The organism is Pseudomonas sp. Sample_23, from assembly GCF_004307595.1.
GTDB classification, from domain to species: domain Bacteria; phylum Pseudomonadota; class Gammaproteobacteria; order Pseudomonadales; family Pseudomonadaceae; genus Aquipseudomonas; species Aquipseudomonas atacamensis.
Genome location: NZ_RCNX01000026.1, coordinates 1 through 13407 on the forward strand (window position 1 = coordinate 1; position 13407 = coordinate 13407).

A 13407-nucleotide genomic window follows, 5' to 3' on the forward strand; every position below is an offset into this window, starting at 1 on the left:
AATTCGCCGGGCTGGTAAAGCCATCGCAACGCCGGACGCTGATGGGGATTGCGCAACTGATCATGCTCGGGGAATTGGCGGTGAATCGGGTGCTGGATAATCTGGAGTTGCCTGGATGATGCGGTTCGGCTGAGTGATTCGGGTGAGAGAGCCGGCCTTTTCGCGAGCAAGCTCGCTCCCACGTTTTGATCTTCTTGGATGCAAATCTTGCAGCGGCTGAAGATCCTGTCGAGTGCAGCTTGCGCGAGCTAGGCCTCTCGGCGGCGCAGCAGCGCCCACCCCCTTCAGCGATACCATTGGTCGGAAAACCGTCCCCACCTGTCAGATCTGACAGGTGACGGACACCTCGTTCTGCGTTGTGATGAACCTTCCAGCCATTGTTCCTGGAGAACAGAATGAGCGTTCAAGTCGATTCAACCGAAGCCAACGCTGCCCTGGCCTTGTATCCCGTGTACCCCCCGCAATGGATAACACCGGTGTTGCCTCCAGGTACTGCCGATGGTGGCCTTCCTCTCTCGGCATTCACTCCGTCTGGGGTAGAACTTGTCATCGACCCCATAACCGGCTTGCGGAATTGGGTCATGGCGGCTTACGACGTCGTGACTATTTTTGTCAACGGAGTCAGCACCGGTATCAGCAAAACCATCTATCCCGGTGAGGAGCAGGAACGCATTCTTTTGCGCGTGCCGGCGATCTGGTTCACAAACGGTGTCAACGATGTCCGCTACAGAGTGACCCGAGTCGGCAGCAACGACGCAGACTCACCCACACTCAAGTTGCTCTACAACAACCCGGCGCCTTCCGTCACCGTCAGCCATCCACCCAGCGTCGTACCGGGGCAGACGGCAGTCATCACGATCACCGTCGGTTACCCACGGCCTCACGACACGGTCACGCTCACCATAGGCACCTGGAGCATCACATTTCCCAACCCCACAAGCCCGATCAACCACACCCTGACGGCTGCCGAATTGCAGTTGATTGGCGACGGCACCCATTCGGTCTTCGCCACGGTGCGCGATCAATTGACCAACAACAATGAGTCGGCGAAGACCCCGATCACTATCACCGCCAATCGGAAGGTGTACAACTCGCCGATAATCGCTGAGGCCGTGGACGGCATGCTCGACGTGGCCGCACTGAGGGGCCAGGACGCCACGATACGAGCACGCAACTGGACGGGAATCCAGGTCGGACAGCAGGTGTGGCTGAAGGTCACTGGCCAGAAACCCGACGGCTCGGCGCACGTCCTGCAATTCTGGAATGGTGACACCCACAAGGTGAATGCGACATGGGTCAGTCAGGGGTTCTGGGATAAAGCGCTGCTCATAGCTTTTCTGAAAGAATTGAAAGAAGGATCGCTGTTGAAACTGGAATTCTGGGTATCGGAGGACAAGAGCAATGACTTCGCTAGCGCCACGCAGTTTCCGTATCAGGTGTATACCGTCATTGGCCTGCAACTTGTCCTGCCACCCCCAACCTTGACCCCGCCCACTGTGCCGATTGACGTTTTGGCTAATCCGGATGGAGTGAAGCTTCAGATAACAGGCTTCGCAGCAGAGAAAGACGATAAGGCTCAGTTCGTCCAAGTGAACGCGCCGGCCGGTGCACCACCGTTTCCGGTGGTGGATTTTGTTGGTGGGATTGCAGAGATTTTATTGAGCGCTGCGTTTCTGGCGGCTTGGCATGGCAAGGCGATTGAGTTTCGGTGGGATTTGATTCGCGCTGGACAGCCGGCCGGAGCATCACCAATAGCCGGCTTTGATGTCAGGATTATCGCTGATGCAGATCCCCGTTTGCCAACGCCGAACGTGACCCAGGCACAGGATAATAAAACATTAAACTTAAACAGCTTCACGGGCGATGCGGAAGTGACATTAGATTACTGGACCGGCATTTCGACGGATCAGATTATTAATCTACAGTGCATTGGAATCGACAACTCTGGCACCCCCCATACAATCGAGCTTCTGACCAACCATCAAATCACTGCGGAAAATATCGAACACGGTTTTATAGAGAGCCTATCAAGAAGCGAGCTCAATAAACTTAAGGACAACGAAGAGATTCAAATTAAAGCATGGGTAGAATTTGCCTCAAGCAACGGCATTCCGACCATAATACTTCCGACGTTAGCCCTCACTCTCATTATAATTCCAAACGAGATAATCATAAACTTTGATAATGAGCCGTCTCGAGCACTGTACACCGGGCAGTCACTCGAAACGCAGTATGCCACTATCACCAATATATCTTCGTCGCACCCCATATTTATATCGCCGGCAAGTGGCAGCGGTGACCCCCCATTACAAAATATTGAGAGGCAAGTAGTTTTTACATCACTGGGAGCCTGCCAAATACACTTTAACTTTAAACATGCATTTACATATATCAGCTTTTATCAAGCCTGGGGAAACGTAACAAACAGGGCAAACTATTATGATTCAAAAGGATCTTTCCTAGGATATCAACTTCTGACTCCCACAGTAAGAGACCCCGCGCAACTTATCGAATTTAGAGGAACTGATGTTGCTCGAGTGGAAATAATCACAAATAATGACGTGATCGCCATCGACAACTTTAGATGTGTACGATAAACCGCCCCGCACCTGAATCAATAAAAAAGGTTAATCCAAGCTCCGGAACTCGCAAGAAAAAAACACAAAGGGGACGGCTTGATTTAACCAAATTTATTTAATCAAAGATTGAGCCCCCGCGCCATATACGCCGTCACCGCCGACACCAAACGAAGACCTCCTGGCCAACGCCTGCGAAACCCTCGCCTCGGCCAAAACCATCGCCCAGGAATTTAGCCATCGCAACGCCGTACCCTGATGGGGATTGCGCAACTGATCATGCTCGGGGAATTGGCGGTGAATCGGGTGCTGGATAATCTGGAGTCGCCGCAGTAGGTCGGCGCAATGATCGTTCCCACGCTCCGGCGTGGGAATGCAGCCCGGAACGCGCTGCGGCCCATCCCGAGCCCAACGCGGAGCGCCGTTAGGCACTTCTACGCACAGAGCATGGGCACCGAACCGCAATGACCATTCATCTGAATACCGCTAACACCTGTCAGGTTTGACAGGTGCGCAATATCTAATTAAACGCTCTGATGATTCCTGCCCTTTCCCCCGCGCAGGAGTTTCACCCATGACCATAAACCAGACACCCCACAACAATGTCCTGGCGTTGAATCCACCCCGGGCTCCTGAAGCTACCAGGCCGGTGATCGGCGCAGATTATGGTGTGCCCATACACGTATACGACCTCAAACCCATGGGCCTGACCATCAAGGTCGACCCTCCGCTGGCCGGGACAGTGAAAGAAGGTGACGTGATTCGCCTGTGGCTGAACAACGCCCGTACCGACGCCATAAAAACCATCGGGCCGGGCGAGGAAAATGACATCCATACCCTGTATCTGCCCAAAGGTTTATTACTAAAGAATCGCCTCAACACGCTTGTTTTCACCATCACCCGCGGTAGCCAGAACGAGGGCACGTCAACACCCGAGCTGACCCTGTTGTATAACGACATCCGCCCCGGCATGCAGGATCAGACGCCCGGCGACCGCGCACATTCCGAATTGCATTTGATCCTGCCGGACGACGTGCGCTACGACGGCATTGATGCCGAGCGCGCGAAGGAAGGCGTGCAAGTGTGTTTCGCCTACCCCTACTGCCGGGCGCATGACGTGATCCGCTTGAACTGCAACGGCAAGGATGTCGTGCGCATTGTCGCCCCCGGTGAAGCGCCTGCCACCCCGTCTGCCGAGCGGACAACGATTTGCGTAATGGTCGGGGAAGAGGTGTTTCAGCAAGCGGGCGACAGCCCGAAGTTCATCTTTTCCTACACGGTCACCGATCAACTCGGTAACGGGCCAGACACCGACTCGCCTTACTCGGGCACGGTCGAGGTCGATGTGCACCTGAAGGAAACCCGACTGGTCGCCCCCGATCTCGCCGAAGACCCGGACGATCCGAGCGATGACCCAAGCACCATCGATCTGGCCAAACTTGGCAGTAAAGATCTCACCGCCCTGGTGCACGCCTTCGCGCCGACATGGCAGCCCAACGACAAAATCCGCGTGACCTACACCGCCACCAAACCAGCAGCCCCGGTCGTGACGCACATCGTTGAGGCCGATGTCGGGCGCATTCCGTTCACCTACAAACTGATGGTGCCCAATGCCAAAGTGATCGCCGGTAGTGTGGTGCGGGCGAAATATGAACTGGTACGCGGCGGCATCACTATTGCGACCTCCAAGACCACCACGGCCGATGTAATCGGCGGCAGCACCATTGTGTTGTTGCCCCCGTTTCTGGTGGCACCGGCCGTTGACCCGATTGATGTACTGGCCTATCCGAACGGGGTGACGGTACGCATCGAGTATCTCGGCGCTTTAAAAGGAGACCGTGCACGACTGGTGGAGGTCAATGCACCAGCGGGCTCGCCGCAATTTCCATTGGTGGAATTCAATGCCAACAAACGGGTGAATACGTTGTTGAGTCCGGCATTTCTGGCGGCACGGCATGGGAAAGTGATTGAGCTGCGGTGGAATTTGAATCGCGATGGGGGGCAGGCTGGAAAATCAGATTCGCTAAAGGTAAGCGTATTGAAGATTGCCGATGAGGATCAGCGCCTACCCACACCGATCATCATGGCGGCTATAGATGATTCCATACTGGATCTGACCAGCTTTATCGGGGATACACGGGTGCTGATCCAAAGCTGGCCCTTGATGGCGGCGGGGCAGAAACTCTGGATACGCTGTGAAGGAACAGATGCAAGCGGAACCGTTCTCACGGAGCACATTCATCAAGGCGTATCGGTGCCCAATACTGGCAATCAGGATGGGCTCCTCTCGCGTACATTCCTAGAAAAATTGGCTCATAATTCGAAAGTTTATATTTATGTATCTGTAAACTTTGATGGAGTAGCCAATGCGAACACAGCAGTGCGCTTTCCAATAAAGTCATATTGCGTCATAGCTGCAATCCTGTCTGAGAATTTTGATTTGGTAGCGGGTAAAACACTTTTACGCGGCGATAGTTATGATATACCCAGCATGCTAATCGAATATGTGGAAGGATCTCTTCCGTGCATAATTGGCCCCATTCCCGCTGGAATGCATTTCCCTGGGAAAATAGAAGGCAACGCACTATCTTTGCATTATGGCAGCCTCGGCCAACCTACAAAAGTTTCTCTAAAATTCAAAACACCATACACTAAGGTCTCTTTTTGGTATATCGTGGCCGATTGGAGCTTCAGCGTTGTCCTATATAATATAAATGACGAGATCCTAGACATACAAACAGCCCCGCCAAACAATGTCGAGCCTAAACTTATACAATTGATTGCTAGTGGCATCGCAAAAATTGAACTGCGCACCGCCGCCCATGACTATGTCATTTTTGATAATTTTTCTTTCACTACATGACTACAGAAAGAAAAGTACGCATTTTTTTCATTATGCCAAGAATAAATGTCCGTCACCTTTTCTGCCAGGAAAAGGGGACGGATTATTACGTTCAACTTTGGTTAAAGATGGAAAGAGAGAGCTTGGAGCGTGAATTTCGACTGACAGGAATGGCCCTTTTGCGTGCAGGCTGGCTCCCAGAGAAATGCACTCCAAATGTGGGAGTGAGATTGCTCGCGAATGGACAGCTAATTCCATATGAATCGTCGTTGATGATCGTTCCCACGCTCTGCGTGAAAACGCCTCAACGGACGCTCCGCGTCCAGCTTCGGAAGGGACGCGGAGCGTCCCGGGCTGCGTTCCCACGCAGAGCGTGGGAACGATCAGAAAAAACGCCGCCCCGTTGAATCGGAGCGGCGTTTTTTCGTTTCGGCGTTTTGCGAACGGTTGCTCAATACCGAAGGATTTTCACTTTTCCATTTTTGGTCCTGGGCAATTCGAACTCGACTTCGCCGCCCACTTTGACCTTCGCATGCAGGGCATCAGGCACTGGAATGCTGAACCGGTACTCTTTGGCCGTCAGAAAAAAACCCGTGGCTTCGGCAAAGGACAGGCATCGTCCCGAGGGCTTCGGCGTGATGGTGCCTTTGCCGGTTTTTTCATCGTAGCTGCTGAAAATACCTTTCATCATCGTGCTCCTTGCACTCGCTAGCCTGACCGCGCCAAGTTCGCGGTGCCACCTTGCATCAAACTGCAAAATCACGGCGACTGCACCTGTCAGAGTTGACAGTGAAAGGCTATCTCAGACCAATGGCTGCAAGGCAACGTCAAGAATCCCGACGCAAATCCGGCGGAATCGGCAAATCATCCTTCAACGGATCCGGCCGTTTGCCCTTGCCCGCCTGGTGTTGGCGGATCTGGTAGACGTAGGCCAGCACCTGCGCCACTGCCAGATACAGCCCGCCAGGAATTTCCTGCTCGAGCTCAGTTGAGTAATAGATCGAGCGCGCCAGCGCCGGCGATTCAAGCAGCATGACGTTGTTGGCCACTGCGATTTCGCGGATTTTCAGGGCGATGAAGTCGCTGCCCTTGGCCAGCAGCACCGGCGCGCCGCCCTTCTCCGAGTCGTATTTGAGCGCGACCGCGTAGTGGGTCGGGTTGGTGATGACCACATCGGCTTCGGGAATCGCTGCCATCATGCGCCGCTGGGACATTTCGCGCTGGGTCTGGCGAATGCGTTGCTTGACCTCGGGGCGGCCTTCCTGGTCCTTGTGTTCGTCGCGCACTTCCTGCTTGGTCATCTTGAGCTTCTTCATGCTCTCCCAGATCTGCACCGGCACGTCGACGGCGGCGATGATGATCAGACCGCAGGCCAGCCACAGCGTGCTCCAGCCCACCAGCAGGACGCTGTGAATGATCGCCATGTCCAGTGGTTCGTGGGCTATGCGCAGCAAATCGTCGACGTCGGCGGACAACACCAACAGCGCCACGCCCAGAGTAATCAGAAACTTCGCCAGGGCTTTGAGCAGTTCGACCACAGCCTTGAACGAGAACATCCGTTTGAGGCCGGCGGCCGGGTTCATCCGGCTGAATTTGGGCGCCAGCGACTTTGCGGCGAACAGCCAGCCACCGAGGGAGATCGGCCCGATGATGGCGGCGAGCAACAGGGTGATCATCACCGGCTGAATCGCCAGCAAGGCGATCAACCCTGACTCCAACAGAAAACGGCCCATGGCGCCCTGATCCATGACCACTTCGCGGGACAGGGTGAAGTTCAGGCGCATCACGTCCATCATTTCTTGCGCAAGCATGCCGCCGAAAATCAGCAGCGCAGAGGCGCCGGCCATCATCACGGCCAGGGTGTTGAGCTCTTTGGAACGGGCGATTTCACCCTTCTCACGGGAGTCCTTTTTGCGTTTCTCCGTGGGGTCTTCCGTTTTGTCCTGACCGCTTTCGCTCTCTGCCATGACTCAGCGCGCCCGTGCGAGTTCGCGTAGCAACTGCAAGGCCTCGCTGGCCAGCGGTTGATACTGGTTGAGAATGTCCGCCAGGCCGACCCAGACGATGAACAGGCCGAGCACCAGGGTCAGCGGAAAACCGATCGAGAAGATGTTCAGTTGCGGCGCGGCGCGGGTCATCACGCCGAACGCGATGTTGACCACCAACAGTGCGGTGACGGCCGGCAACACCAGCAGCAATGCGGCGCCGAGTACCCAGCCGAGTTTGCCGGCCAGTTCCCAGTAATGCGCAACCATCAGACCGCCGCCGACCGGCAGCGTGGTGAAGCTTTCAGTGAGGACTTCGAACACCACCAGATGGCCGTTCATCGACAGGAACAGCAACGTCACCAGCATGGTGAAGAACTGCCCGATCACCGCCACCGAAACACCGTTGGTAGGGTCGATCATCGAGGCGAAGCCCATGCCCATCTGGATCGCGACGATCTGTCCAGCCACGGCAAAGGCCTGGAAGAACAGTTGCAGGGAAAAGCCCAGTACGGCGCCAACCAGAATCTGCTCGCCGATCAGCAGCAGGCCGCTGAGATCCAGCGGGCTGACGGCGGGCATCGGCGGCAGCGCCGGGGTGATGACCACGGTGATCGCCACGGCGAAATACAGGCGCACGCGCCGCGGAATCAGGGTGGTGCCGAACACCGGCATGACCATCAGCATCGACGCCACGCGAAACAGCGGCAACATGAACGACGCCACCCAGGTGCTGATCTGGGTGTCGGTCAGCTGAAGCAGCGACTGCATGGCTTAGCCGATGACCATCGGAATGTTTTTGTACAGCTGGATGATGTATTCCATGAACGTCTGCACGATCCACGGACCGCCGATGATCAGGGTCACCAGCATCACCAGCAGACGCGGCAGGAAGCTCAGGGTCTGTTCGTTGATCTGCGTGGCAGCCTGGAACATCGACACCAGTAGGCCGACCAGAAGGCTCGGCACCACCAGGATGGCGACCATCATGGTGGTCAGCCACAGGGCTTCACGAAAGATATCGACCGCGACTTCCGGCGTCATGGCGAAACACCTCCAAAACTGCTGGCCAGTGTACCGATGATCAGCGCCCAGCCATCGACCAGCACGAACAGCATGATCTTGAACGGCAGCGAAATGATCAGCGGCGAGAGCATCATCATACCCATGGCCATCAGCACGCTCGCGACAACGAGGTCGATGATCAGGAACGGAATGAAGATCATGAAGCCGATCTGGAAGGCGGTTTTAAGCTCGGAGGTCACGAACGCCGGTACCAGAATGGTCAACGGCGCCTGATCCGGGCTGGCGATGTCGGTGCGCTTGGACAGGCGCATGAACAGCTCCAGATCGCTGGTGCGGGTCTGCGCGAGCATGAAGTCCTTGATCGGCACCTGAGCCTTTTCCACCGCTTGCTGGGCGGTGAGGGTTTCCGCCAGATACGGTTGCAGCGCGTCGTTGTTCACCCGGTCGAAGACCGGCGCCATGATGAACAGCGTCAGGAACAGCGCCATGCCGGTGAGGATCTGGTTCGACGGCGTCTGTTGCAGGCCGAGGGCCTGACGCAGGATCGAGAAGACAATGATGATCCGCGTGAAACTGGTCATCAGGATGACCGCTGCCGGAATAAAACTCAGCGCGGTCATGATCAGCAGGATCTGCAGACTGACCGAATATTCCTGCGCGCCGTCGGCATTGGTGCCCAGCGTGATCGCCGGGATCGACAACGGATCGGCGGCGAACGCCAGCGGCGCGGCCAGCAACAGGAGCAGCGTCAAGACGATGCGGAGCGCACCCATTACTTCGTATCCTTTTGGTCCTTGCCAAGAATCTTCAGCAGATGCTGAGCAAATTCCGGCGTCGCTTTTTCACTGGCGGTGGGGACTTCGACCGGCTCTTTGAGCACATGCAGCGCGGTGATGGTGCCGGGGCTGAGGCCGAGCAGAATCTGCTCGTTGCCGACCTGCACCAGCATCAAGCGGTCACGCGGGCCGAGCGCGCGTGAACCGATCAACTCGATCACCTGGCCCTTGCCCGCCGGCCCCGCCTGTTGCACGCGGCGCAACAGCCAGGCGAGGAAGAAGATCAAGCCCAGCACCAGCAGCAAACCGAACACCAGTTGCGTCAACTGACCGGCCACGCCGCTGTTGACCATTGGCGCGGTGGCGGCAGGCGCGGCATTGGTTGCGCTCGGCTCGGCAGCCAGCACGCTCAAGGGCCATGCCAGCAGCACCCAGAGAAACCTTTTCACTCAGCGCAGCTTCTTGATGCGTTCGCTTGGGCTGATCACGTCGGTCAGGCGGATGCCGAACTTCTCGTTGACCACCACTACTTCGCCGTGGGCGATCAAGGTGCCATTGACCAGCACGTCGAGCGGCTCACCGGCCAGACGATCGAGCTCGATCACCGAACCCTGGTTGAGTTGCAGCAGGTTGCGGATGTTGATGTCGGTGCTGCCGACTTCCATCGAGATCGACACCGGAATGTCGAGGATCACGTCCAGGTTCGGACCGTCGAGGGTCACCGGATCATTGTTCTTCGGCACACTGCCGAACTCTTCCATCGGCAGACGGTTGGAGCTGGAAGTGCCTGCGTCGGCAGCCAGCAGCGCATCGATGTCAGCCTGGCCGGCATCACCGGTTTCTTCCAGGGCCGCAGCCCATTCATCGGCCAGTGCCTGGTCGTCTTGGGCGTTCATATCGTCGTTCATCATGTGTCCTCGGCGGGCAACAATTCGGTTAAATACGGGGGTGAAAAGCGCCGTCTCAGCGACGCTCGATCGGCTCGATCACCTGCAACGCGAGGTTGCCTTTGTGCGAGCCCATCTTGACCTTGAAGGCCGGCACGCCGTTGGCGCGCATGATCATGTCTTCCGGCATCTCGACCGGGATCACATCGCCCGGTTGCATGTGCAGGATGTCGCGCAGCTTCAACTGGCGGCGGGCCACGGTGGCACCGATCGGCACGTCGACATCGAGCACGTCCTGGCGCAGGGCGTTGACCCAGCGCTCGTCCTGATCGTCGAGGTCGGACTGGAAACCGGCGTCGAGCATCTCGCGCACCGGCTCGATCATCGAGTACGGCATGGTCACGTGCAGATCGCCGCCACCGCCATCGAGTTCGATGTGGAAGGTGGAAACCACAATCGCTTCGCTCGGACCGACGATGTTGGCCATGGCCGGATTCACTTCCGAGTTGATGTACTCGAAATTGACTTCCATGATCGCCTGCCAGGCTTCCTTCAGATCGACGAAAGCCTGCTCGAGCACCATGCGCACTACGCGCAGTTCGGTCGGGGTGAACTCACGCCCTTCGATCTTGGCGTGACGGCCGTCACCACCGAAAAAGTTGTCCACCAGCTTGAACACCAGTTTGGCGTCGAGGATGAACAGCGCGGTGCCGCGCAGCGGTTTGATCTTGACCAGGTTGAGGCTGGTCGGCACGTACAGCGAGTGCACGTATTCGCCGAACTTCATCACCTGCACGCCACCGACAGCCACGTCCGCCGAGCGGCGCAGCATGTTGAACATGCTGATGCGGGTGTAGCGGGCAAAGCGCTCGTTGATCATTTCCAGCGTCGGCATGCGTCCACGGACGATGCGATCCTGGCTGGTCAGGTCGTAGCTTTTGACACTGCCGGGTTCGGCAGCATTATCGGTCTGTACCAGACCATCATCGACGCCATGCAGCAGCGCATCGATTTCATCCTGGGACAGCAGATCCTGCACGGCCATGTCGTGTTCCTACTGCAGTACGAAATTAGTGAAAAGCAACTGTTCGATGACCACTTTGCCCAGTTCTTTCTGCGCCACTTCCTGGACGCTGGCGGTGGCCTTCTGGCGCAACATCTCCTGGCCGACCGGGGTCGCCAGTGTGGCGAAATCCTGACCGGAGAAGAGCATCACCAGGTTGTTGCGGATAACCGGCATGTGCACTTTGAGCGCGTCCAGATCGGCCTGATTACGCGCCAGCATGGTGATGCTCACCTGCATGTAGCGCTGACGGCCGTTCTGGTTGTAGTTGGCAACGAAGGCCGGCGCCATCGGCTCGAAAATCGCCGCCTGCTTGCCGACCGGCGCTGCTTCAGCGGCCTCGGCAGGCTTGCTCTGCGCGCCGTGCATGAAGAACCAGGTCGCCCCGACGGATGCACCAATGGCCACCAGCAACGCCAGCACGATCACGATGATCAGCTTGAGTTTGCCTTTGGTTGCGGGGTCTTTTACTGCTGCAGCTTCGCTCTTCGCCATGCCAATAATCCGTCACTAATCGGGGGTTTCACAGTCGCACGGCAAGGCAAGAGCAAGTGTTATGCCAGAAGTGTCGGAGGTCGAGAACGACGCTAAAGTCAAAAGCACCCTCACCCCAGCCCTCTCCCTCCGGGAGAGGGCTGGGGTGAGGTGTAATGGGGCTGGACATCGACCTGCACAACCGAGGTGATTGCAAGTTCAGGACGGGAATCAACAGGTCGCCGAATGTCGAACGGATTCAGCGATGCTCGTTCAGGTCGGCGTAGTTCTTCAAGATTCCCCAATCGGTCCCCTCTCCCTCTGGGAGAGGGCTAGGGTGAGGGGCTCTTGATTTGCTCAGGCGTAATAGTCGACCGCGCTGCTGCCAATTACGCTAGCAGTCTGCGCCGCCACTTCAGCGACAGTAGCCGGTGCCAATTCCTCATCCGCCGAATCCAGGCGTCCGCCGGCAGCGCTGGTCCGGCCACTCTGCCCCTGCTGCGCCTGCTCCTGGCCTTGCTGCCCCTGCCAGCCACGGTTCTGGTCGGCGACGTTGACGTCGACCTGGCCCATGCCCTGCTGGTTGAACATGTCGCGCAGGCGGTGCATCTGGCTGTCGAGCGCTTCACGCACGCTCGGGTGCGCGCTCATGAAGGTGACCTGGGTCTGCTGATCCGGAACCATGTTCACGCGGATATCCAGGCGCCCCAGCTCCGCCGGCTGCAACTGAATGTCGGCGGCCTTCAGGTTGACGCTGGACAGGTACATGACGCGGTTGACCACTTCTTCGGTCCAGCCGCTCTGGTGCATGGCGATCGGCTGATTCACTGGCAGCGCATTCGCGGTTTTCGGCGTAGCGGCCTGGGTCAGTGCCGCCAGACGGTTGGCGAAGTCGTCGACGCGGGTGTCGCTGGTAGCCGATTTCAGATCCTTCAGACCATCGTCGATCAACCCGCTGAAAGCTTGTTCGCCGCCTTGACTGGTGCTGTCCTTGTCGGCCTGCACGTCGAGCATGCTGGCCATGCCGGCGGCGAAGTTCTGCGCGGCGGTCAACTCGCCATCGGCCTGAGCCTGAGCAGGCGAAGCTTTCGGTTGCGCCTGGCTGGCGGCGGAAATATGCCCGCCCTGCTCCATCGCCATGCGCACGGCCGGCATCGAGTCGAGCGGGTCGGCTGTCGGATCAAATTCGCTGTCGGTGGCCGCCGGATCTTTGACCATGCCCGACACGACCGCCAATGCAGGCGTTTCGGTTTCCGGCTGGGCTGGCGTGGCGACTGCCGGGGCCTGCACCACAGGCGCTGCCACCAACGGCTGAACGACTTGCGCCAAGGCCGGATCAAGCGCCGGATCTACAGGCGCGGCATCGGCCAAAGGGGTTTGTACCGTTTCAGTGGTGTCATCGGCAGTGGCAGTCGCGTCGTCGCTCGTCGCCGCTTTGTCGGCAGGCAACGCTTTGCCGCTTTCGGCAACTGCTGGCTCGGGCGCGGCAGACTGGTCTTTGCCAATATCCTTTTTGCCGCTGCTGTCCGCGACCTTGTCGCGTGCCGGCTTGACTGAATTGTCAGCACTCACGGCAGGCTTGGCCGGCGCCTGATCGGCGAACACTCTGGCGAAGCTGGAGGCGTTGTCCCCGGCGTCTGCGGCCATTGCCGACGATTTGGCAGAGGCGGCTTGTGCCTTGGCCTGAGCGGCGGTGTGAAGAAGAATGTTGGGGGTCGCAGGCATGACACGGTCTCCGCTGCACTGGGATCGTAGGTACAGTTGAGCAAGATGACTGC

12 protein-coding genes and 1 pseudogene are annotated in these 13407 nt (G+C 57.6%); 3 read left to right on the forward strand and 10 right to left on the reverse strand.

Going from position 1 to position 13407, the window contains the following annotated elements; all coding sequences use genetic code 11:
- Positions 1 to 395: 395 nt before the first annotated feature.
- The 3 genes and pseudogenes from D8U82_RS05415 to D8U82_RS05425 all read left to right on the forward strand — a co-directional run bounded on the left by D8U82_RS05415 (position 396) and on the right by D8U82_RS05425 (position 5439).
- Complete coding sequence (locus D8U82_RS05415) at positions 396 to 2597, forward strand: hypothetical protein (protein ID WP_125925366.1); 2202 nt, start codon at positions 396 to 398, stop codon at positions 2595 to 2597.
- Between the two features lie 117 nt (positions 2598 to 2714).
- Positions 2715 to 2912 (forward strand): annotated as a pseudogene (locus D8U82_RS28385) (hypothetical protein); the annotation flags it as partial.
- Between the two features lie 238 nt (positions 2913 to 3150).
- On the forward strand, positions 3151 to 5439 hold the full coding sequence (locus D8U82_RS05425; protein ID WP_130901799.1) for a hypothetical protein: 2289 nt from the start codon (positions 3151 to 3153) through the stop codon (positions 5437 to 5439).
- Positions 5440 to 5869: 430 nt separating this feature from the next.
- Here D8U82_RS05425 and D8U82_RS05435 read toward each other — a convergent pair whose 3' ends face one another.
- The 10 genes from D8U82_RS05435 to D8U82_RS05480 all read right to left on the reverse strand — a co-directional run bounded on the left by D8U82_RS05435 (position 5870) and on the right by D8U82_RS05480 (position 13354).
- Positions 5870 to 6106, reverse strand: coding sequence for a hypothetical protein (locus D8U82_RS05435; RefSeq protein ID WP_122611575.1), 237 nt, complete (start codon positions 6104 to 6106; stop codon positions 5870 to 5872).
- A gap of 139 nt (positions 6107 to 6245) precedes the next feature.
- Positions 6246 to 7385, reverse strand: coding sequence for a flagellar biosynthesis protein FlhB (gene flhB, locus D8U82_RS05440; RefSeq protein WP_024012110.1), 1140 nt, complete (start codon positions 7383 to 7385; stop codon positions 6246 to 6248).
- Positions 7386 to 7388: 3 nt separating this feature from the next.
- Positions 7389 to 8174: a flagellar biosynthetic protein FliR gene (gene fliR / locus D8U82_RS05445; RefSeq protein ID WP_016771066.1), complete on the reverse strand. Its 786-nt coding sequence runs from the start codon at positions 8172 to 8174 to the stop codon at positions 7389 to 7391.
- A gap of 3 nt (positions 8175 to 8177) precedes the next feature.
- Complete coding sequence (fliQ, locus tag D8U82_RS05450) at positions 8178 to 8447, reverse strand: flagellar biosynthesis protein FliQ (RefSeq protein WP_016771067.1); 270 nt, start codon at positions 8445 to 8447, stop codon at positions 8178 to 8180.
- Positions 8444 to 9202: a flagellar type III secretion system pore protein FliP gene (gene fliP / locus D8U82_RS05455; RefSeq protein ID WP_071171446.1), complete on the reverse strand. Its 759-nt coding sequence runs from the start codon at positions 9200 to 9202 to the stop codon at positions 8444 to 8446. Before fliP ends, fliQ begins: the two co-directional genes overlap by 4 nt.
- Positions 9202 to 9654, reverse strand: a complete 453-nt coding sequence (gene fliO, locus D8U82_RS05460) for a flagellar biosynthetic protein FliO (RefSeq protein WP_041479025.1) — start codon at positions 9652 to 9654, stop codon at positions 9202 to 9204. Before fliO ends, fliP begins: the two co-directional genes overlap by 1 nt.
- Entirely contained in the window at positions 9655 to 10116 is a 462-nt protein-coding gene (gene fliN, locus D8U82_RS05465; protein WP_162999812.1) for a flagellar motor switch protein FliN, read from the reverse strand.
- A 52-nt stretch (positions 10117 to 10168) separates the two neighbouring features.
- Positions 10169 to 11137, reverse strand: a complete 969-nt coding sequence (fliM, locus tag D8U82_RS05470; RefSeq protein WP_003222890.1) for a flagellar motor switch protein FliM — start codon at positions 11135 to 11137, stop codon at positions 10169 to 10171.
- Positions 11138 to 11146: 9 nt separating this feature from the next.
- Positions 11147 to 11650: a flagellar basal body-associated protein FliL gene (gene fliL / locus D8U82_RS05475; RefSeq protein WP_016771071.1), complete on the reverse strand. Its 504-nt coding sequence runs from the start codon at positions 11648 to 11650 to the stop codon at positions 11147 to 11149.
- 336 nt (positions 11651 to 11986) lie between these two features.
- Entirely contained in the window at positions 11987 to 13354 is a 1368-nt protein-coding gene (locus tag D8U82_RS05480; protein ID WP_130901801.1) for a flagellar hook-length control protein FliK, read from the reverse strand.
- Positions 13355 to 13407 lie beyond the last annotated feature (53 nt).

Excerpts from the sequence above, each read along its gene's own strand:
- D8U82_RS05435 (WP_122611575.1), bottom strand. The coding sequence starts at position 6,106 with ATGAAAGGTATTTTCAGCAGCTACGATGAAAAAACCGGCAAAGGCACC.
- fliQ (WP_016771067.1), bottom strand. The coding sequence starts at position 8,447 with ATGACGCCGGAAGTCGCGGTCGATATCTTTCGTGAAGCCCTGTGGCTG.
- fliP (WP_071171446.1), bottom strand. The coding sequence starts at position 9,202 with ATGGGTGCGCTCCGCATCGTCTTGACGCTGCTCCTGTTGCTGGCCGCG.
- fliM (WP_003222890.1), bottom strand. The coding sequence starts at position 11,137 with ATGGCCGTGCAGGATCTGCTGTCCCAGGATGAAATCGATGCGCTGCTG.
- D8U82_RS05415 (WP_125925366.1), top strand. The coding sequence starts at position 396 with ATGAGCGTTCAAGTCGATTCAACCGAAGCCAACGCTGCCCTGGCCTTG.
- D8U82_RS05425 (WP_130901799.1), top strand. The coding sequence starts at position 3,151 with ATGACCATAAACCAGACACCCCACAACAATGTCCTGGCGTTGAATCCA.
- flhB (WP_024012110.1), bottom strand. The coding sequence starts at position 7,385 with ATGGCAGAGAGCGAAAGCGGTCAGGACAAAACGGAAGACCCCACGGAG.
- fliL (WP_016771071.1), bottom strand. The coding sequence starts at position 11,650 with ATGGCGAAGAGCGAAGCTGCAGCAGTAAAAGACCCCGCAACCAAAGGC.
- fliN (WP_162999812.1), bottom strand. The coding sequence starts at position 10,116 with ATGATGAACGACGATATGAACGCCCAAGACGACCAGGCACTGGCCGAT.
- fliR (WP_016771066.1), bottom strand. The coding sequence starts at position 8,174 with ATGCAGTCGCTGCTTCAGCTGACCGACACCCAGATCAGCACCTGGGTG.
- D8U82_RS05480 (WP_130901801.1), bottom strand. The coding sequence starts at position 13,354 with ATGCCTGCGACCCCCAACATTCTTCTTCACACCGCCGCTCAGGCCAAG.